This is a genomic window from Planctomycetaceae bacterium, assembly GCA_041398825.1.
Classification (GTDB): domain Bacteria; phylum Planctomycetota; class Planctomycetia; order Planctomycetales; family Planctomycetaceae; genus F1-80-MAGs062.
The window spans coordinates 83091-102792 of record JAWKTX010000010.1; the positions used below are offsets into that span (position 1 = coordinate 83091).

The 19702-nt window shown below is 53.5% G+C and carries 22 protein-coding genes; all 22 read right to left on the reverse strand.

All coding sequences use genetic code 11. From position 1 onward, the window contains the following. Positions 1–41: 41 nt before the first annotated feature. On the reverse strand, positions 42–413 hold the full coding sequence (rplR, locus tag R3C20_18025) for a 50S ribosomal protein L18 (protein MEZ6042406.1): 372 nt from the start codon (positions 411–413) through the stop codon (positions 42–44). 48 nt (positions 414–461) lie between these two features. Continuing rightward, positions 462–1004: a 50S ribosomal protein L6 gene (rplF, locus tag R3C20_18030; GenBank protein MEZ6042407.1), complete on the reverse strand. Its 543-nt coding sequence runs from the start codon at positions 1002–1004 to the stop codon at positions 462–464. A 42-nt stretch (positions 1005–1046) separates the two neighbouring features. Continuing rightward, on the reverse strand, positions 1047–1439 hold the full coding sequence (gene rpsH, locus R3C20_18035; protein ID MEZ6042408.1) for a 30S ribosomal protein S8: 393 nt from the start codon (positions 1437–1439) through the stop codon (positions 1047–1049). A 40-nt stretch (positions 1440–1479) separates the two neighbouring features. Beyond that, on the reverse strand, positions 1480–1665 hold the full coding sequence (locus R3C20_18040; protein ID MEZ6042409.1) for a type Z 30S ribosomal protein S14: 186 nt from the start codon (positions 1663–1665) through the stop codon (positions 1480–1482). A gap of 49 nt (positions 1666–1714) precedes the next feature. Continuing rightward, the gene (gene rplE, locus R3C20_18045; GenBank protein ID MEZ6042410.1) at positions 1715–2269 is read right to left on the reverse strand and encodes a 50S ribosomal protein L5; all 555 of its coding nucleotides are present in this window, start codon (positions 2267–2269) and stop codon (positions 1715–1717) included. A 63-nt stretch (positions 2270–2332) separates the two neighbouring features. After that, on the reverse strand, positions 2333–2701 hold the full coding sequence (gene rplN, locus R3C20_18050) for a 50S ribosomal protein L14 (GenBank protein ID MEZ6042411.1): 369 nt from the start codon (positions 2699–2701) through the stop codon (positions 2333–2335). 44 nt (positions 2702–2745) lie between these two features. Next, positions 2746–3003, reverse strand: a complete 258-nt coding sequence (gene rpsQ / locus R3C20_18055) for a 30S ribosomal protein S17 (GenBank protein MEZ6042412.1) — start codon at positions 3001–3003, stop codon at positions 2746–2748. Positions 3004–3023: 20 nt separating this feature from the next. Then, entirely contained in the window at positions 3024–3224 is a 201-nt protein-coding gene (gene rpmC / locus R3C20_18060) for a 50S ribosomal protein L29 (GenBank protein ID MEZ6042413.1), read from the reverse strand. A 20-nt stretch (positions 3225–3244) separates the two neighbouring features. Beyond that, complete coding sequence (gene rplP / locus R3C20_18065; protein ID MEZ6042414.1) at positions 3245–3664, reverse strand: 50S ribosomal protein L16; 420 nt, start codon at positions 3662–3664, stop codon at positions 3245–3247. Further along, complete coding sequence (gene rpsC / locus R3C20_18070) at positions 3603–4304, reverse strand: 30S ribosomal protein S3 (GenBank protein MEZ6042415.1); 702 nt, start codon at positions 4302–4304, stop codon at positions 3603–3605. The genes rplP and rpsC overlap by 62 nt, the downstream gene beginning before the upstream one ends. Before the next feature lie 20 nt (positions 4305–4324). Continuing rightward, on the reverse strand, positions 4325–4669 hold the full coding sequence (rplV, locus tag R3C20_18075; protein MEZ6042416.1) for a 50S ribosomal protein L22: 345 nt from the start codon (positions 4667–4669) through the stop codon (positions 4325–4327). A 2-nt stretch (positions 4670–4671) separates the two neighbouring features. Next, complete coding sequence (gene rpsS, locus R3C20_18080; GenBank protein ID MEZ6042417.1) at positions 4672–4941, reverse strand: 30S ribosomal protein S19; 270 nt, start codon at positions 4939–4941, stop codon at positions 4672–4674. Positions 4942–4965: 24 nt separating this feature from the next. Next, a complete protein-coding gene (gene rplB, locus R3C20_18085; GenBank protein ID MEZ6042418.1) occupies positions 4966–5823 on the reverse strand; it encodes a 50S ribosomal protein L2 in 858 nt (285 codons plus the stop codon). Positions 5824–5866: 43 nt separating this feature from the next. Next, positions 5867–6178 carry a 50S ribosomal protein L23 gene (rplW, locus tag R3C20_18090; GenBank protein ID MEZ6042419.1) on the reverse strand — a complete coding sequence of 104 codons (312 nt, stop codon included), beginning with the start codon at positions 6176–6178 and terminating at the stop codon, positions 5867–5869. A 36-nt stretch (positions 6179–6214) separates the two neighbouring features. Continuing rightward, a complete protein-coding gene (gene rplD, locus R3C20_18095; protein MEZ6042420.1) occupies positions 6215–6838 on the reverse strand; it encodes a 50S ribosomal protein L4 in 624 nt (207 codons plus the stop codon). A gap of 20 nt (positions 6839–6858) precedes the next feature. After that, on the reverse strand, positions 6859–7551 hold the full coding sequence (gene rplC / locus R3C20_18100; GenBank protein ID MEZ6042421.1) for a 50S ribosomal protein L3: 693 nt from the start codon (positions 7549–7551) through the stop codon (positions 6859–6861). Between the two features lie 92 nt (positions 7552–7643). Then, complete coding sequence (gene rpsJ / locus R3C20_18105) at positions 7644–7973, reverse strand: 30S ribosomal protein S10 (GenBank protein ID MEZ6042422.1); 330 nt, start codon at positions 7971–7973, stop codon at positions 7644–7646. A 150-nt stretch (positions 7974–8123) separates the two neighbouring features. Beyond that, positions 8124–10211 carry an elongation factor G gene (fusA, locus tag R3C20_18110; GenBank protein ID MEZ6042423.1) on the reverse strand — a complete coding sequence of 696 codons (2088 nt, stop codon included), beginning with the start codon at positions 10209–10211 and terminating at the stop codon, positions 8124–8126. A gap of 86 nt (positions 10212–10297) precedes the next feature. After that, a complete protein-coding gene (gene rpsG / locus R3C20_18115; GenBank protein ID MEZ6042424.1) occupies positions 10298–10771 on the reverse strand; it encodes a 30S ribosomal protein S7 in 474 nt (157 codons plus the stop codon). A 49-nt stretch (positions 10772–10820) separates the two neighbouring features. After that, positions 10821–11192: a 30S ribosomal protein S12 gene (gene rpsL, locus R3C20_18120; protein ID MEZ6042425.1), complete on the reverse strand. Its 372-nt coding sequence runs from the start codon at positions 11190–11192 to the stop codon at positions 10821–10823. Between the two features lie 115 nt (positions 11193–11307). Next, positions 11308–15621 (reverse strand): DNA-directed RNA polymerase subunit beta', encoded by a 4314-nt coding sequence (gene rpoC, locus R3C20_18125; GenBank protein MEZ6042426.1) that lies wholly within the window; start codon positions 15619–15621, stop codon positions 11308–11310. Between the two features lie 169 nt (positions 15622–15790). Beyond that, positions 15791–19513 (reverse strand): DNA-directed RNA polymerase subunit beta, encoded by a 3723-nt coding sequence (rpoB, locus tag R3C20_18130; GenBank protein ID MEZ6042427.1) that lies wholly within the window; start codon positions 19511–19513, stop codon positions 15791–15793. Positions 19514–19702 lie beyond the last annotated feature (189 nt).

The following is a 19702-nucleotide window of genomic DNA, read 5'->3' on the forward strand; positions in this document are numbered from 1 at the left end:
AATCGCGACACAAGGTGCCCGCCTCGGCCCAAAAAGAAAATCTAGAATTCCAAACCAGCCGCACGGGCAGCATCCGCAACCGCAGCAACTCGACCATGATATCGGAACGACCCTCGATCGAAAACCACTTTGCTAATTCCGAGTTCGGTTGCTCGTTTGCCAATCAGCTCCCCAACTTTGCGAGCGAACTCGATATTGCCGGCACACTTTCCTGCACCAGCCACTTCCGCCTCTACCGTGCTTGCCGAAGCAAGTGTCTTCCCGGCAGCGTCATCAATAATCTGTGCGTACATGTGGCGATTGCTGCGAAACACCGAAAGCCGCGGGCGCCCATGAGCATCACGAATCACCCGGTTTCGAACTCGAAACTGACGGCGCTTCGCCTGAACTGCAAGTCTCTTTTCAACCTTCATCACATCACCCGAAACTTAATGCCGACCGGAAAATCCTGCAGACCAAAACTATTTCGATCCAAACGCCTTGCCACTCTTTCGGCGAACGAACTCGCCAGCATACCGCACACCTTTCCCCTTGTAGGGCTCCGGTGGCCGAACGCCACGAATCTCCGCCGCAAACTGGCCGACAGCCTGCTTGTCTGCGCTACGCACTGTGATATGAGTTGCGTCAGGCACTTCGCAGACAACTCCCGAAGGAACCTCCAGGATAATCTTGTTTGCAAAACCAACCTGCAGCGTCAGCTTGTTTCCCGCCAGGCTGGCATTGTAGCCAACACCCACGATCTCAAGCTTCTTTTCAAAGGGTGTCACAACACCCGTCACCATATTCTGAATCAAACTGCGAGTCAGGCCATGAAGTGCGCGACTCTCGCGCTTATCATCTGGTCGCACGACTGTCAGTACATCATTCTCGATGGTCACGGACATTTTGTCGTGAATCTGAAGAGTCAGCTCGCCAGCCTTCCCTTTAACAGAAAGGACGCGATCCGTAAGTTTAACGTCGACTCCGGCTGGAATAGCGACAGGCTTTTTACCAATTCGTGACATCTCAACACACCGATCACAGAGGGCCAACCTGACCAAGACAGACTACCAAATCTGGCAAAGTACCTCGCCACCAACACCATCTCGCCGTGCTTCACGGCTGCTCAACACACCCTTTGGTGTCGACAGCACACTCACACCAGTGCCCTGCCGGATCTCTTTCAACTCACCAACGCCCATATAGACGCGACAACCAGGTTTGCTCACCCGCTCAATGTGCTGGATGATCTGCTCACCACTGGGGCCGTACTTCAGGGTCACGCGGAGAACATTCACCGGCGATGACTCGACAACCTCGTGGTCCCAAACGAACCCCTCTCGCTTCAGGGCTTCGACAATATTCTGCTTGATCCGGGAGTATGGCACGTCAACAAATGGGCGTTCAACACGCACAGCATTGCGAATACGCGTCAACAGATCTGCAATAGGGTCCGTCATCATAATCAGCACCAACTCGCCAAAATGCGGCAACCAACAACTACCAACTCGCCTTCCGTGCGCCCGGGATCAAACCGTCGAGGCACAGATTACGAAAACAAATACGGCAAAGCTTAAACTTGCGATACACAGCACGGGGACGCCCGCAAATAGCACATCGTCGTTCAATACGGCTACTGAACTTTGGAGTTCGTTTCGCCTTTTCAATTTTTGACTTACTGGCCATCGGATCTCTTCTTGATCAATCAAGGACGGTATGTGGTGGTAGCAGCAGACTACTGGTTCTTCTCATCGGTACGGAACGGCATCCCGAAGAGCTTCAGTAACGCACGCCCCTCGTCATTGGTCCTGGCAGTCGTGACAAAGGTGATGTTCATACCCTGCGTATGAGTCACACTTTCCGGATCAACTTCCGGGAAGACCAACTGTTCGTTCAGACCGTAGTTATAATTACCCCGGCCGTCGAAACCATTTGGATTGATCCCGCGGAAGTCGCGGACTCGCGGCAAGGCCAAGGTGATGAGGCGATCGAGGAATTCGTACATCCGCTTACCACGCAACGTAACCCGGCAACCGATCGGCTGACCCTCGCGAAGACGAAACCCCGCGACAGACTTTCTCGCACGGCAAATCTGCGGCTTTTGCCCGGCAAGAGCCGTCAGGTGCTCAGCAGCGCTATCCAGACGCTTTCTGTCCTGGACCGCCTCTCCGACACCCATGCTGACAACGATCTTCTGCAGCTTGGGAATGCAATGAACGTTCGAACGACCAAGCTGTTGCTTCAGCTCGGGAACGATTCGGTTATTGTAATCTTCCAGGAGGCGTGTCATGTTACCGACTTTGTACACTAATCAGGACTGAATTCACCAGAGACACAGACATCAAGCGACGGGCTAAATCACTTCACTTGCAAGCGAAACAATCTTCATGAACTTCTTGTCCCGAAGCTCACGGGCAACGGCGCCGAAAATGCGAGTGCCACGCGGATTACCATCGTTATCCACAATAACAACCGCGTTTCGGTCGAACTGGACATAGGAACCGTCAGGACGGCGACTCGCCTTTCGACACCGCACAACCACGCCCTTGACAACCGAACCGGCCTTGATATTACTGCCAGGCAGGCTCTTCTGTACGGCGATCACGACGATATCACCAAGACTCGCGTAACGACGACGCGTACCACCAAGCACCTTGATGCAACGGGCGATCTTTGCACCCGAATTATCTGCCACATCAAGCATTGTCTGCATCTGAATCATCGAATCACCGCACGCCGACTAATTGCAATGGGACCAACAAAATACTAATGGGCAGAAACTTCTGCCTCATGCCGAACCACCCGGTTCAACTTCCAGCGCTTGCTGCTGGAAACTGGAGGACATTCCTCAATCTCCACCAGGTCGCCAACCCTGGCAACGTTACCCTCATCATGAACCTGGCAAACCGTCTTGCGACGAATGATCTTGCCGTATTTCGGGTGACGCATACGCCGTTCGATTTCAACTCGAAGGGTCTTATCGCGTTTGTCCGACTTGACTGTACCTACCAGAATCTTCCGCATCTCAACCGACCTTCAAAGATCTACGCGTTACCCAATTCCCGCTCACGCTGAATTGTCTTAATACGAGCGACAGTACGTCGCAATTTCTTGACGCTTGCAGGAATATCATTCCGTTCCGAAGCCGCCTGGAACCGAAGCTTGAAAAGCTGCTGTTGAACCTCGCGCATTTCATGCGTTAACTGTTCTTCCGACAACTCACGGAGCTGAGACACCTTAGACATTTTCTCAACCTCAACCTTACCTAAATCTCAGGCCGACGTCCGACAAGGCGAACTCGGACAGGCAACTTGTGAGCAACACGACGGAAGCAGGTCTTAGCTGCGTCCTGCGAAACACCAGTCAATTCAAACAATACCGTACCAGGTTTGACAACGGCAACCCAGCGATCCGGCTCACCCTTCCCCTTACCCATTCGAGTTTCAAGAGGTCGCGCTGTTACAGACTTCTGTGGGAAGATACGGATGAAAACCCGACCCTGACCACGCACGTACTGTGTTGCGGCAATACGGCAAGCCTCAATCGTCTGCCCAGTAATATGACCGGCATCCAGAGACTGCAACGCCCATTCGCCGAAAACAACCGTGTTACCACGGGTCGCCTTACCTCTTATACGCCCTCTTTGGCTTTTGCGATGCTTGACCCGCTTTGGCATTAGAGCCATCTGCAGTCTCCTCGTCCGAATAGTCGCCTAAATCAATCCAAACTTTTACACCAATGATGCCGGTTGGCGTCAACGACTCAGCAAAGCCGTAGTCGATGTGCCGACGGAGCGTAGAGAGCGGAATCGACCCACGATTCGCTTTCTCCGTTCGGGACATCTCCGCACCCCCCAAACGGCCAGACATCTGAATCTTCACACCATGAACGCCGGAACTCATCACCTCATCCAGCGTCTTCTTGATCGCACGACGGAAACTGCCGCGTTTCCGAAGCTGCTGAGCAATCTTCATCGCAACCAGCTTGGCATCGCGATTCGGATTCGTGATCTCAACAATCTTGACGTCCATTCGACGACCGGTAAGGTCCTCAAGTTCCGCCTTCAGCTTATCAACTTCCTGCCCCTTGCGGCCGATGATCACCCCCGGACGACCGGAATGAAGATGGACCACAACCTGATCGCGGGTACGCTCGATCTCAACCTTCGCGATCTCGGCAAACTCGTACTTGGTCGCCACAAACTTGCGGATCTTCTGATCCTCAGCAAGCAGGTCACCAAACTCTTTCTTTGGAGCATACCAGCGACTTCGCCAAGTCTCCATGACCCCAACGCGGAAACCGGTTGGCCTTACCTTTTGTCCCATATCCAACAACCCTTCAGCAATCAACCAAGTTCCGGAGCTTCCACAGCAACATGAATATGAGCCGTACGGCGACGAATCAAAAAGGCCATCCCTCTCGCTCGAGGCTGGACCCGCTTGAACATCGGGCCGCCATCAACCCTGGCCTCCACAATACGCAAACGGTCCGGGTTACGAACACCACGGTCCTCCGCATTGGCGACGGCACTCTTCAGCACCTTCTCGATGAAGCGTGCACCCCGATTCGGGACATACTTCAGAGCATTGAGCCCGCTCTCCGCAGTCTCGCCGCGAATCATGTCAGCAAACGGACGCACTTTCGTCGGTGAAATCCGGGCAAAACGATGTGTAGCGCGAACTAAAGCCATGATTACTTCTTACCTTTTGCACCATGACCACGGAAAGTACGGCTCAACGAAAACTCGCCAAGTTTGTGCCCGACCATATCCTCAGTCACATAGACGCTGATATGCACCTTACCGTTGTGCACCAGAAACGTATGACCAACAAACTCAGGCGATATCGTACAGGACCGAGACCAGGTCTTGATCGGCTCCTTGCGACCCGCAGCGTTGAGTTTCTCAACCTTCTCCAACACCCGCGGGTCCACGAATGGACCCTTTTTCAGCGAACGCCCCATAACACAAACCTTACTTCACAACGCCTAGAGTTTCACTTCGCCATAACGGACAGACCGACGACGACGGATGATTGCCTTGGTAGACGACTTCTTCCGATTCCTGGTGCGACCACCTTTGGCCAGCTTACCGCTCGGACTACAAGGATGCCGACCGCCGGAGTTACGACCTTCACCACCGCCCATTGGATGGGCGACCGGATTCATCGCAGTACCCCGCACATGTGGCCGAATACCCTTCCAGCGATTACGACCAGCCTTACCAATCACGATACTGCTGTGCTCAGAGTTGCCAAGCACACCGATTGTTGCGCGGCAGGCACTGGGAACACGTCGAACCTCACCGCTCGGCAGTGTCAACTGAGCCCAGCGTCCATCCCGAGCATTCAAAGTCGCACCAACCCCGGCACTGCGGCACATCTGACCACCGCGCCCAGGCTGCATTTCAATGTTATGAACCACCGTACCAAGCGGAACCGCACTCAGCGGCATGCAGTTGCCGACATTTGGCTCAACACCCAGACCGCTTTCTACAGTCATGCCCGCCTTCAGGCCCTCAGGTGCCAGAATGTAGCGCTTCTCTCCATCGGCGTACTGAAGCAGAGCAATACGACACGTTCGATTTGGGTCGTACTCAATGTGTGTAACCTTGGCCTCAACGCCGTCTTTATCGCGGCGGAAATCGATGATTCGATACAGGCGTTTGTGCCCGCCGCCACGATGCCGAGACGTAATCTTACCCTGATTATTCCGACCACCACTTCGCTTGTACCGCTTGGTAAGCGACTTCTCGGGCCGCTTCTTCTTGTCAGTGATTTCCGCAAAATCGCTGACAGAAGCCCCTCGACGCCCCGGCGTGGTAGGTTTGTAAAATCGAATTCCCATGACTCAATCACCCAGAATTTCAATTGGCGACAGCAAACAACGCCTAAAAGAACGCAATCCGATCTTCATCGTGAAGCTTCACAATAGCTTTCTTCCAGCTCTTTGTACGCCCCATCGCCATCTTAAAACGGCGAGGCTTGCCCGACCGATTCTGTGTCCGAACAGCGACAACCCGCACATCAAACATCTGCTCGACTGCGTTCTTGATATCCGTCTTGCTTGCCAGAGGATGAACCTCAAATGCGTACGCATTAAACTTCTCTGAGACGTGCGTCCCCTTCTCAGTAACAAGGGGACGACGAATCACCTGAGTAGCATCCAGGGTAATCCCGGCAGCAGCATTTTCGATGGACATAAGACACCAAAACTATCTTGGAAAAACCCTTAACGACTACGCCTTGCCAGCAATCCGGTCAATTTCAGCAACAGTGATCACCAGATTACGCTGCCGCAACAACGAGTAAGCATTCAGGTCAGAGCCAGGCATCACAACCACACCCTCGATATTCCTCGCCGACTTCCAAACATTGGCATTCAGCCCTTCAGTCGCCAGCAAAACCGACTGCCCCTGAATCCCAACTGCCTTCAGAAATCCCGCCACAACCCGAGTCCGAGGCTCCACACAATCCCAGGATTTCAGAACTACAGCCTGGCCATCCTGAAACTTACTCAGCAACGCCATTCGCGTCGCCTTCTGAACCGCCTTGCGCGGCAGCCGATAGTAGTAGTCCCGCGGCTTCTTACCGAAGGCATGACCACCACCACGACGAACCGGTGTACGAAGCGCACCAGCACGAGCCCTGCCAGTACCCTTTTGTTTAAACAACTTCCGGGTACTACCAGCCACCATGCCACGAGACTTCGTCTGCACCTCACCAACTCGCTTGTTGGCGTTGTACATCACAACAACATCGTGCAGCAGCTGCTTGTTAATACCGTCAGCAAGCGAGGCCGGATCGAGCTGGTAAGTCCCACACTCAGCACCAGACATATCGCGAATCGAAACAGAAATCATGCTTCCACCAACCGAAATATCTAGGCGTTCTTCTCAGAGCGACGAACAACAACAAACGAACCCTGCGGACCCGGAATGGCACCGCGCACCAACAACAGATTCGACTCAGCGTCAACCCGAACCACCCTAAGATTCTTCACTGTTACCCGCTCACCACCAAACCGACCAGCCATCTTCGTACCCTTCATAACCTTTGAAGGATCCGCACTCTGACCAATCGAACCAGGATGACGATGCACCCGCTTCGCACCATGACTCGCCGGCTGCCCGGCAAAGTTGTGCCTCTTCATCACACCCGTGGTCCCGCGACCCTTGGAAACACCAATTACATCAACCCACTGAACGTCTGAAAGCGAATCTGCCAGAAGAACCTGCCCCACTGACAACTCAGCCGGCGACACCAGCCGAAACTCCCGCACAAACCGCTTTGGCTCACACTCCGCCTTGGGCAGCACTTCCACACCAGCAGCCTTCAGCGCCGACTGACGAACCCCACCAATTGCCGCCACATGACCTCGAACAGAACGCGAAACCTTCTCCCGCGGGGCATCACCGAAGCCCAACTGCACAGCATCATACCCATCCCTGGACTGAGTACGAACCTGCAGCACAACACAAGGACCAGCCTCTATGACCGTCACAGGAACGATGACACCATCATCCCCGTAAACCTGGGTCATACCAATTTTCTTACCAAGCAAGCCCACTGACATAGCTCAGAGATCCGCGCGCAAATGAAAACCAAAGAACGAGCCGAAAGACCCGCATCACCAAGGGCCAACCAAGACCAAAAGCCCACAACAGACTAAGCCGTCGCAGTCGCCTTGATCTTAATGTCCACACCAGCCGGCAGAGACAACTTGTTCAGAGCATCAACCGTCTTACCGGTTGGCTGAACAATATCAATCAATCGCTTGTGCGTCCGAATTTCGAACTGCTCCCGCGACTTCTTGTCAATATGAGGACTACGCAGCACCGTATACCGCTCAATGCGAGTCGGTAGCGGCACAGGCCCATGAACAATTGCCCCTGTGCGCTTTGCAGTATCCACTATTTCCGCTGCCGACTGATCCAGCACGGAATGGTCATACGCTTCCATCCGAATCCGGATACATTCTTCACCAGCACCAGCCACCGCAAGTCACCTTGAGCAAAGAGTTTACGTTTAGAGATCGAGCTTACCCCTGCCACGGGGAATCGCGGATTCTAGTTCTGACAGTACAATCTGTCAATGAAGCACAGCAGAGAAATCTTCTTCTTCGACAGACGAGAATCCAAACTTCAGCTACATCATCTGTTCTGCAACATTCGCCGGGGCAATCGCGTAGCGGCAGGGCTCCATGGAGTAGGATGCTCGGCCTTGAGAAAGACTGCGAATCTGGTTTGAGTAGCCAAACATTTCAACCAGAGGAGCCTCGCATTGTAAAACGCAAAGATCTCCCTGACGGTCTGAATTGACGATCGTCGCACGTCGTGCGTTCAAATCAGACTGGACATTACCCAGAAAGTCCTCCGGTGTGACAACCTCAAGTGACATAATTGGCTCCAGGATTGCCAGCTTCCCATCGGCAAGAACGCGCCGGAACGCTTCTGCCGCTGCCGTACGGATCGCCACCTCCGTAGACTCGCCCTCTGTGAAAGTAATCTCCTGAATCCGAAGGCGCAAGCCCATCAACGGGTTACCGAAGATTCCGCCTGCCTGCGCCTCCTTCTCAATCGATTCCAGCAAGACCGCCAGTAACGGACGCGGAATAGACTCCGGGCTGATTTCGGAAACAACCTCAACGCCAACAGACAAATCCTCCAGCTCTTCCGCCACAAGAGTCAGACCAAACGAAACCGGACCCGATGGCAGCTGACGGGCGAATTGCTCATGAATTGTCACGGACCCGATCAGCTTTTCACGGTAGCTGACGCGTGGCTTGTGGAATTTAACCGACAGATTGAAATCTCGCTCCATGCGATGGCGGATAACTTCCAGGTGCAATTCGCCCATCCCACTGATCAGAGTCTGCCCGGTGTCCGGGTTTATCTTCACATGAAAAGTGGGATCCTGTCGCTCCAGCCTTCGCAATGTGTCTTCCAGCTTCTTTCGATCACCGCTCGATTCGGGCTCCACAGCGACTGAGATCACAGGCTCCGGAAAGACGATTGACTCCAGCACAATCGGCGCCCCAGGATCGCAAAGCGTGTCTCCAGTGGCGGAATCTCGCGGACCGATAATTCCGCAAATATCCCCGGCTTCAACTCGTTCGACTTTGACCCGAGAGTCCGACTGAATATGCCAAAGCTGGGTAATCATCTCCTTTTTCCCCGTTCGGGGATTCAGCAACTTGGAATTACCCGTCAAAGCACCCGAATAAATTCGTGCAAAATACAAATCACCATGCGATTCCGCCTGGATCTTGAATACGAGCACACATGCGGATTCGTCGGACGATGGCTTTCGACTGACCACCTGCCCTTCCTGTTTTCCGGATGGAACAACCCCCTGCACCGGGGGACGATCGATGGGACTGGGCAGGAAATCTCTCACCGCATCAAGGACCGGCTGAACACCAATATAATCCAGAGATGACCCGCAAAAAACCGGCTGAACTTCGCCATTAAGAGTCGCCCGGCGAATAGCCCCAAGAACAAGGTCCATGGGAATCTCCGACGGATCCATCTCCATACAGGCAACCATCAACTCTTCATCCAGAAGCGAAAGCGTATCAAACAATTCCCCTCGCCAAAGATCAGCATCGTCTCTCAGATGGTCCGGTATTTCTTCGAGTCGAAACTCAGCGCCACGCGACTCCGAATCCCAGTAGATAGCCTTCGCCTGCAGCAAATCAATGATGCCGACGAAACCATCTGCATTTGAATTCGGGCCCATACCAATCGGTATCTGCAAAGGAAGGGGCTTCCCATTCAGCCTCGCCCGAATCTGCTCGAGGATCCGTTCAAAACCTGCACCGATCCGATCCATCTTGTTGATCAGGCATACCCTCGGGACGTTATACCGATTCGCCTGTCGCCAAACCGTCTCACTCTGCGCCTCAACACCTTCAACCGCGCTGAAGATGACCACCGCACCGTCAAGCACACGCAGACTGCGTTCAACTTCGGCAGTAAAATCCACGTGCCCCGGAGTATCAATAATGTTGATGGTCGTACCGCCCCACTCGCAGGTTACCGCGGCCGAATAGATCGTTATGCCGCGCTGAGCCTCCTCCGGATCGAAATCAGTGACGGTATTGCCGTCGTCGACATTCCCCATGCGGTGCGAGGTTCCGGTGTAGAACAAGATCCGCTCTGTCGTCGTTGTCTTGCCTGCATCAATGTGGGCAATAATTCCGATGTTTCGAATGTTGTTTATGTCTCGACTCACAGCGGCACTCCAGAACCAACAAAAAAACGCCAAACGGCTCTCAAGGAGGACCATTTGGCGCTGTTCAGATTTTGATCAACGAAGAATTACCACGCAAAGTGCGAGAACGCCTTGTTTGCATCAGCCATACGATGCACGTTCTCACGCTTTGTCATTGCAGCACCTTCCCGGCGAAACGCAGCCATCAACTCATCAGCCAGAGAACGATCCACCGGACGCCCCTTGCGGCCGCGAACAGCCTCCAGGATCCAGCGAATGGAAAGCGCCTGCTGGCGACGATGATTTACGGGCGTAGGAACCTGGTAAGTGGCCCCGCCAACTCGCTTGGAACGAACCTCGATAGCAGGCTTCACGTTATCAACAGCCTGAGTAAACACCTTCAGAGCATCTTCCTCAGGGAGCTGCTTCTGAATAATGTCCATCGCACGATAGAAGGCAGCCGTCGCCACACTCTTCTTGCCGTCATACATCAAACAATTCACGAACTTCGATACCAGCAGACTATTGAAGCGGGTATCGGGAGTAAGCTGCTCGCGACTGGCTGTAAACTTCTTAACCATGAACCTGCACTACCTTTAGCACACGCAGAGAAAACAAGACGAGCAAAAACTACTTAGGCCGCTTGGCACCATAACAGCTGCGAGCCTGTCGCCGACCGTTAACACCCAGGGTATCAAGAACGCCACGAATCACCTTGTAGCGAACACCCGGAAGGTCGCGAACACGACCACCACGAACAAGCACAATCGAGTGTTCCTGGAGGTTGTGACCCTCTCCAGGAATGTAAGCCGTCACTTCCTTACCATTAGAAAGACGTACACGAGCCACTTTTCGGAGAGCCGAATTCGGCTTCTTCGGAGTGACAGTCTTTACCTGGAGACAAACCCCGCGTTTTTGAGGGCATCCCTCCAGAAGGGGAGTCTTGGTCTTGGAATATTGCTGACGACGCGGCTTGCGAACCAGCTGATTAATTGTGGGCATAACACGCCAAATTCTTAAAACAGAAGACCTTACGAGCGCCGAAAACGCGACAATCTATCCATGCTTCTCCTGATCGTCAACCTCGCGTGTTCACGATCAGTGGAATTCGCCGATCTCACAGAGGATCGTCAGGTGTGAGATCCGCCAGAGACGGAGCTGACGGACGATCCGGATCAATTCGTCGAGGCGGCATATCGGCATCCAGCATCAAACCAGCCCTTGCCGCGGCCATACGAGCCTTGGCTTCTTCCTGCTCCCGGATCGCAGAGTCATGGATCCGAACCTGCGCCTCCTGGTGCAGACTAAAACCAGTACCCGCCGGAATCAGGTGGCCAAGAATTACGTTTTCTTTCAAACCAACGAGATTATCCACTTTGCCGCCGAGAGCTGCTTCCGTGAGAACCTTGGTCGTTTCCTGAAAACTGGCGGCTGAGATAAAGCTTTCGCTCTGAACAGCTGCTTTGGTGATCCCAAGAAGCTGATGACTGGCTCGCGCCTTTCGAAGTGACGTGTGCTTCGCTGGTTTGCTGACTTCGGCGTTTACCTCTTCAACATCCGCAATCGCAACTTTGTCACCGATCTCGTAATCCGTACCACCAGGGTCCGTAATCTTTACCATCGATTCGAGTTCATCATTCACTCGCTTCAATTCAAACTTGTCAATCAACAACCCCGGCAGCAAATCAGTATCACCGACGTTGTCGATTCGAACCTTTCGAAGCATTTGAGAGATGACAATTTCAATATGCTTGTCGTCGATCTCGACTCGCTGAGCACGATAGACGTTTTGAATCTCATGCAGCAGATACTGCTGGACTTCCTCAGCACCACTCACACGAAGAATGTCCTGTGGAACAAGCGGCCCTCGTACAAGTGCATCCCCCGCCTTCACAAGGTCACCAGGATGAACCAGCAGGTGCTTACCGTGAGGGATCACGTGTTCAACTTCAGTACCATCTGCTCCCTTGACAAGGACGATTCGCTTTCCTCGCTTCTTTTCCGCCAGGAATTCGATTTCGCCATCGATCTCCGCAACAACGGCTGGATCCTTGGGCTTTCGAACTTCAAACAGTTCGGTTACTCGAGGCAGACCACCGGTGATGTCTTTCGTACCGGTTGATTCACGTGGCGTCTTGGCAACAACCGTACCTGCAGAAATCTGCGATCCCTCGGCCGTTTCAATACTTGCCCCTTCCGGCAGGTAATAGAAGTCCAGAATCCGGCCCGTACCATCTTCGACGATGACCTGTGGATGTAATCCAGCCTTATGCTCGGTAATGGTTCGACGAAGATTTCCGGACGCTTCTTTTTCTGTACGGATCGACTGACCTTCGATGCAGTCGTCCAATCGAACGCGACCACCCACCTGGGCGATGATGGGAATCGAGTGTGGGTCCCAGGTGCACAACACGTCGCCGGAGTTGACCTGCTGATTTTCTGCCACTTCCAGTACGGCACCATTGGGCACCGACTGCTTCTCGACCTCGCGACCGCGGTCATCAACGATGCTGATCTCACCGTTTCGCCCCAGGACGACCTGTCGACCTTCGGCGTTGATTACGCTTCGAATACGAGTAAACCTCACCTGACCACTACGTTTTGCCTGAAGCTCGCTCTGTTCAACGTCGGTAGAAGCAACCCCACCGATGTGGAAGGTTCGCATTGTCAACTGCGTACCAGGCTCTCCAATACTCTGTGCAGCAATAATACCGACGGCAAGCCCCTGCTCAACCAGGTCACCTGTCGACAAGTCCATGCCGTAGCACAACTGACACATACCCAATGGGGATTCGCAGGTCATCGGACTACGAACCTGAATTCGCTCCAGACCCATTTCCTCGATCTTGCGAGCCTTTTCGACGGTAATCAGTTCGTCTTCACGAACAATCACTTCGTCGGTAATCGGGTTCACAATATTTGTTCGACTCACCCGACCACGAATCGCATCGGCCAGTCCAACTTCGACCTTCTCACCCCGATACACAACACCGCGAGTCAAACCCTTCGTGGTGCCACAGTTGTGAGTTGTCACGACCATGTTCTGACAAATATCAGCCAGCTTACGGGTCAGATAACCACTATCGGCCGTTTTCAGAGCGGTATCCGCCAGTCCCTTTCGAGCTCCGTGGGTCGAACTGAAGTACTCCAGTACCGAAAGACCCTCACGGAAATTCGATTTGATCGGGGTTTCAATGATTTCGCCGCTTGGCTTAGCCATCAAACCACGCATACCGGACAGCTGCTGAATCTGTCCAACACCACCTCGGGCACCGGAATGTGCCATCAGGTAAATTGGATTTACGTAAGCACCATTATCGCGAACGTCGTGCTCAAGCTGATCCATCATGGATTTCGTAATCTCTTCTCGAGCATGCGTCCAGATGTCAAGAACCTTGTTGTAGCGTTCCTGATTGGTAATCACGCCCTTTTCAAACAGCTTCTGCTGCTTCAGAACGATCTTCTCCGATTCCCCAATGACCTTCTCCTTGTTCGGAGCCGTCTTCAGGTCACTCGCACCGAACGACAGACCACTCTCTGTCGACGCGCGGAAACCACAGCTCTTCATCCGGTCAAGCAACTCAATCGTTTCACGACGGCCAAGTTCCAGGTAGCAATCGGAAATCACGATCGCCAGGTCCTTACTTCGCATCGTCTGGTTGTAGTAAGCCATTCGCTTCGGCAGGATATCATTGAACATCACGCGGCCGGGAGAAGTCTCTATGAGACCACCAGGACGATACTTGTCTGCTCCGTCACCCTTGACTCGTTTCCCCTTTGGCATACGCACTTTGATGGTGGCATGCCGCGACACTTTGCCCTGCTGGAAGGCCATGAACACTTCTTCCGACGAAGCGAAGATCATTCCCTCACCAGGTCGTGAGGTTCGCTTCAAGGTCAGATAGTAGCAGCCCATCACGATGTCCTGCGTGGCGCTGATAATCGGAGCCCCGTTTGCCGGACTGAAAATATTGTGCGTCGACATCATCAGGGTGGTCGCTTCCACCTGAGCTTCGATCGACAACGGCAGATGGACGGCCATCTGGTCACCGTCAAAGTCTGCGTTGAACCCTTTGCAGACGAGCGGATGAAGGCGAATCGCGTTACCCTCAACCAGTGTCGGCTCAAATGCCTGAATACCAATTCGGTGCAGCGTTGGGGCTCGATTCAGAAGTACAGGATGGTTGCGAATCACCTCGTCAAGAATGTCCCAAACGTCTTCATCGCGGCGTTCCAGCATTCGCTTCGCGCTCTTGATGGTATCCGCATGACCCAGATCCTTCAGCCGGCGAATCACAAACGGCTGAAACAGTTCCAGCGCGATCTTTTTCGGAAGACCACACTGATGCAGCTTCAGGTCCGGGCCAACCACGATCACACTTCGAGCAGAATAGTCCACGCGTTTACCGAGAAGGTTCTCGCGGAATCGCCCCTGCTTACCTTTGATCATGTCGGTAAGTGATTTCAACGGACGATTGGAAGAACCCAGGACGGGGCGTTTGCAACGATTGTTGTCGAACAAAGCATCGACCGACTGCTGCAGCATTCGCTTTTCGTTGCGGACAATGACTTCCGGTGCGTTCAAATCCACCAGCTTCTTCAGTCGGTTGTTTCGATTGATAATTCGCCGGTAAAGGTCATTCAGGTCGCTTGTGGCGAAGTTGCCCGAATCCAGGAGGACGAGGGGACGCAAATCCGGTGGAATAACCGGGATCACATCCAGCACCATCCACTCGGCGCGATTATCGCTGTCCCGGAGAGCTTCCACGATCTTCAGACGCTTGATCAGATCCTTGATCTTCTGCTGACTCCCGGTCTTTGCAAGCTCAGTACGCAATTCGCCGGACAGTTCAACCAATCGCATCTGGGAGAGAAGCTTCTTGATTGCTTCCGCACCCATTCCGATTTCAAACGCCCCTTCACCATAGTCACGACGCGCCTGACGCGCTTCATCTTCCGTCAGCATCTGACAGGCTTTGAGCGGCGTATCGCCCGGGTCAACAACAACGTAGTCCTGGAAGTAGATCACCTTCTCCAGTGACGTCGTCTTCATGTTCAACAGCGCACCAAGGCGACTGGGCATCGACTTGAAGAACCAGATGTGCACAACCGGAGCCGCAAGCTCGATATGCCCCATCCGCTTTCGACGCACACGGCTGTGAGTGACCTTCACGCCGCAGCGGTCGCAAATCATTCCTTTGTATTTCATTCCACGGTACTTGCCGCACGCGCATTCCCAGTCCTTTTCAGGACCGAAGATACGCTCACAGAACAAGCCGTCTCGTTCGGGGCGATACGTACGGTAGTTAATTGTCTCGGGCTTCTTCACTTCCCCGAATGACCAGCTACGAATGTCGTGCGGGCTGGCCAGGCTGATCTTGATCGAAGCGTAGTCGTTAACGCGATCAAAGGTACCTTCGCTGACGCTCACGGTCGGTTCTCCCAAACTATCGTTCAAAAGGCAAAGGCATTCCAAAGAACTACCGTTGCAGTTTTGTATTCATTTCAGACGGAACAATGCTCCCGCAAGTCCGCGGGACTCAGAGTTGGCGACTGCTGACTCAGGTCAGCAGTCGACGCAGAACGGGGATTCAGGCGAATTAATGACCTGATTTCTCCAGATGCAGATTCAAACACAAGCCCCGAATTTCATTGTTCAACACGTCGAAGCTGGCGGGTGTTCCGGCTTCAAGTGTATTCTCGCCCTTAACCATGCTCTCATAGATCTTTGTACGACCTTCCACGTCGTCGCTCTTCACGGTCAACAACTCCTGAAGGATGTAGGCCGCACCGTAAGCTTCCAGCGCCCAGACTTCCATCTCCCCGAAGCGCTGTCCACCGAACCGGGCCTTGCCACCAAGTGGCTGTTGAGTGATCAGTGAGTAAGGTCCGGTCGCGCGAGCATGCACCTTATCATCCACCAGGTGGTGCAGCTTCAACATGTAGATGTAACCGACCGTCACCTTTTGCTCGAGGCGTTCGCCGGTGCGACCGTCGAACAGAACTGACTTGCCATCCTCAGGCAGGCCGGCCTCGACAAGAGCCGCACGAACATCATCTTCGCTTGCTCCATCAAAGACGGGGCAAATCGCCCGGTAGCCCAGTTTTCCAGCTGCATACCCGAGATGCGTTTCCAGAATCTGCCCCACATTCATACGACTCGGAACGCCCAGCGGGTTCAGAATGATATCCACAGGAGTTCCATCCTCCAGGAATGGCATATCTTCGATCGGAAGGACTTTCGAAATGACCCCCTTGTTCCCGTGGCGTCCTGCCATCTTATCGCCCGCGCTGATCTGACGCTTCGACGCAACGTAAACCTTCACCATCTGCAGCACACCACTCGGCAACTCATCGCCTCGCTTCATGCTGTTCAAACGGTGGTCCTCGTGATCGATTACGTCTTCAACAATGCTCCAGCTGTCACGAATCACTTTGCGAGCCGCCGTCTTCTTCTGCGGACTTCGCACATCCATGTCTTCGAAGTGACTCTGGAAATGTCGTGCATATTCAGCTACGGCCTTCACGTCATCCAACTGGCCAAGCTGCCGGCCATCTTCGTCAACAACGGGCTGTTCGATGACCGCTTCAAGCTCGACAAGGAACTTCTGGAACGACGCGGCAATTGCCGTTTCGCCTTCCTTCTCTACCTTCTTCAAATCATCTTCAAACCGCTTACGCTCAATCTCAGACAGGCTCATGCGGCGAGAAAACTTTTCGGTGTGAATGACGATACCGCCCACGCCGGAAGGAACTTCCAGTGATTCGTTCTTCACATCTTCGCCAGCGCGACCAAAAATCGCGTGCAACAGTTTCTCTTCCGGCGTCAATTCTGATTTCGCCTTCGGCGAAACCTTGCCCACCAGAATGTCGCCGGGATGAACTCGAGTTCCGATCTTTACGATTCCGCTTTCATCGAGATGACGAAGAGCTTTCTCGCTCACGTTAGGGATATCACGAGTGAACTCTTCGCGCCCAAGCTTGGTTTCACGAATCTCAACATCAAACTCATCCAGGTGAATCGACGTGTAGACGTCTTCCTTCACCAGTCGCTCGGACAGAATGATGGCGTCTTCAAAATTGAAGCCTTCCCATGACATAAACGCGACCAGTACGTTGCGACCAAGTGCAAGACTTCCGTTTCGTGTCGCCGCACTATCACAAAGTACCTGACCAGCCTTAACCTTGTCACCCACCGCCACGATAGGCTTCTGATTCAGACACGTTCGTTCGTTCAAACGGCGGTACTTGCGAAGTGGATATCGTTTACCTTCCACCTCAATCACGTTGGCATCAACGTAAGTCACCTTACCGGCCTTCTCCGCCCGCCAAACCATGCCGGAGTTCTGGGCAACGTACTGCTCCATACCTGTTCCGACTACGGGTCGTTCAGCGATTAACAACGGAACAGCCTGTCGCTGCATGTTCGAGCCCATCAGAGCACGATTCGCATCGTCGTGTTCAAGAAACGGGATCAACCCGGCAGACACACCTACCATCTGGCAAGGCGCCACATCGATAAACTCGACCTGATCACGACTCGCCCAAACTACATCACTCTTGTTACGGGCGAGAACACGTTCCGGCTCAATCTCTCCGTTCACCACAGGCGTGTCAGCAGGACACACAAATGCAGCGGCCTCTTCATCGGCACGCAACCAGACAACCTCGTCCATGATCTTCGCATTCCGAACAACACGGTAGGGCGAGATCAGAAAGCCATAATCGTCGACTCGAGAAAAGATCCCGAGACTCGAAATCAGACCGATATTGGTACCTTCTGGCGTCTCGATCGGACAGATGCGTCCATAGTGGGAAATGTGCACGTCGCGAACTTCGAAACCAGCTCGCTTCCTGTTCAAACCCCCGGGACCAAGCGCACTCAAACGCCGCTCGTGCGTCAACATCGACAGTGGATTTGTCTGGTCCACGACCTGTGACAGCTCACTACGACCGTAGAAGAAGTCGATTGCAGCAGAAACACTCTTCGGATTGATAAGTGTTCGAGGCGAAATCGACTCCACCTCCTTCAGCTGCATACGCTCCTGTACGGTGCGGCGAAGCTTCAGGAAACCCTTTCGGATCTCATCACACGCCAGCTCATCAATCGTACGCAACCGCCGATTACCCAGGTTATCGATGTCGTCGATCTGCGCGGTCTCATCACCAATGCGCAGACGAACGATGTACCGCATTGCGTTGATGAAGTCCTCAGGCTTCAAAGTCATCTCTTCGTCAGAGATGTCCTGCTGGAACTTTCGGTTGATTCGGAATCGCCCGACCCGCCCGAGCCGATAGCGATTCACATCGAAGAACTTCTCGTGGAACAGCTCCGATGCCTTATCCAGATTTGGAGGATTCCCAGGGCGCAGTCGCTGGTAGATCTTCAACAGCGCCTCTTCATGAGTTGACGTCCCGTCTTCTGCCAGAGTCTTCAGAATCAGCGGGTCCCGAACCTCGGTCACAACCTCAATGCTCTTCACACCCGCTGAAATCAACTCCTCAGCAATGGTATCTGTGATCTGCGACCCAGCATCGCAAATGATCTCGCCAGCGCGTTCATGCTTTTCCGGGAAAACAACATCGTCCACGCAATAGCGGTTCTCGACCTCAGCAACCGTCGTCTTCGAACTCAGCTTCAACTCTTCCGTCGGATAAAACAAACGGATGATGGAAGCGTCGCTGGAATACTCACCCGACATCGCTCGCAGCAACGTCAACGCCGAGAACTTGCCACTCTGATCGATGCGAACGCCAATCGCGTCGCGCTTGCTCACCAGCAACTCAATCCAGCTTCCGCGTTCCGGGATAATGCGGCAGGAATGAGTCTTGCGATCACTGCTGGCAGTCTCCTCCGCCATCACAAAGTCCACACCCGGAGAGCGGTGCAACTGAGAGACAACGACACGCTCAGCCCCGTTGATGATGAACTCACCACCCCCAATCATGATGGGAATATCACCGAGATACACTTCTTCCTCAACTGGTTGCTCTTTGACCAGTCGCAACCAGATACGGAACGGCATTCCGTAGGTCAGTTTGAGCTGACGACATTCGTCGGCTGTATAGCGAGGCTTACCCAGCTCATACTTCACATAATCCAATCGGAACTGGCCATCATAGCTCTCAATTGGAAAGACTTCGCGCAAGATGCCTTCCAGACCGAAATTCAGCCGATCTCGCGCGGGGCGGTCAGCCTGCAGAAAACGGCTGTAAAATGCCGTTTGAATCTGAGTCAGTCCAGAAATCTCGTACTCGGCCTGAATTTTCCCGAAGTTTCGAACCGTATCCTGGTCGATCGTACGAATAGACGGAATCGCCATACCACCTGCCCTAAACTCAAAATCGCTTGTTCAAAACCAACTTCAAATCAGATCTGCAACAGACCATCCGCGAAAAAGCGCGCGACGAAAGGCACCTACCGACTACCAGTAGCTGCCTCAATCACCACGAACCGCATTGATGAACAACGGCTCAATGACACGAATTGTCGAGCCTTCATAGACCTGCAG

Coding starts and splice junctions, on each gene's coding strand:
- rplN (MEZ6042411.1), bottom strand. CDS start 2,701: ATGATTCAGATGCAGACAATGCTTGATGTGGCAGATAATTCGGGTGCA.
- rpsH (MEZ6042408.1), bottom strand. CDS start 1,439: ATGACGGACCCTATTGCAGATCTGTTGACGCGTATTCGCAATGCTGTG.
- rplE (MEZ6042410.1), bottom strand. CDS start 2,269: ATGACACGCCTCCTGGAAGATTACAATAACCGAATCGTTCCCGAGCTG.
- rplP (MEZ6042414.1), bottom strand. CDS start 3,664: ATGGCTCTAATGCCAAAGCGGGTCAAGCATCGCAAAAGCCAAAGAGGG.
- rpsC (MEZ6042415.1), bottom strand. CDS start 4,304: ATGGGACAAAAGGTAAGGCCAACCGGTTTCCGCGTTGGGGTCATGGAG.
- rpmC (MEZ6042413.1), bottom strand. CDS start 3,224: ATGTCTAAGGTGTCTCAGCTCCGTGAGTTGTCGGAAGAACAGTTAACG.
- rpsG (MEZ6042424.1), bottom strand. CDS start 10,771: ATGGTTAAGAAGTTTACAGCCAGTCGCGAGCAGCTTACTCCCGATACC.
- rplR (MEZ6042406.1), bottom strand. CDS start 413: ATGAAGGTTGAAAAGAGACTTGCAGTTCAGGCGAAGCGCCGTCAGTTT.
- R3C20_18040 (MEZ6042409.1), bottom strand. CDS start 1,665: ATGGCCAGTAAGTCAAAAATTGAAAAGGCGAAACGAACTCCAAAGTTC.
- rplB (MEZ6042418.1), bottom strand. CDS start 5,823: ATGGGAATTCGATTTTACAAACCTACCACGCCGGGGCGTCGAGGGGCT.
- rpsS (MEZ6042417.1), bottom strand. CDS start 4,941: ATGGGGCGTTCGCTGAAAAAGGGTCCATTCGTGGACCCGCGGGTGTTG.
- rplD (MEZ6042420.1), bottom strand. CDS start 6,838: ATGATTTCTGTTTCGATTCGCGATATGTCTGGTGCTGAGTGTGGGACT.
- rpoB (MEZ6042427.1), bottom strand. CDS start 19,513: ATGGCGATTCCGTCTATTCGTACGATCGACCAGGATACGGTTCGAAAC.
- rplF (MEZ6042407.1), bottom strand. CDS start 1,004: ATGTCACGAATTGGTAAAAAGCCTGTCGCTATTCCAGCCGGAGTCGAC.
- rplV (MEZ6042416.1), bottom strand. CDS start 4,669: ATGGCTTTAGTTCGCGCTACACATCGTTTTGCCCGGATTTCACCGACG.
- rpsL (MEZ6042425.1), bottom strand. CDS start 11,192: ATGCCCACAATTAATCAGCTGGTTCGCAAGCCGCGTCGTCAGCAATAT.
- rplC (MEZ6042421.1), bottom strand. CDS start 7,551: ATGTCAGTGGGCTTGCTTGGTAAGAAAATTGGTATGACCCAGGTTTAC.
- rpsQ (MEZ6042412.1), bottom strand. CDS start 3,003: ATGCGGAAGATTCTGGTAGGTACAGTCAAGTCGGACAAACGCGATAAG.
- rplW (MEZ6042419.1), bottom strand. CDS start 6,178: ATGTCCATCGAAAATGCTGCTGCCGGGATTACCCTGGATGCTACTCAG.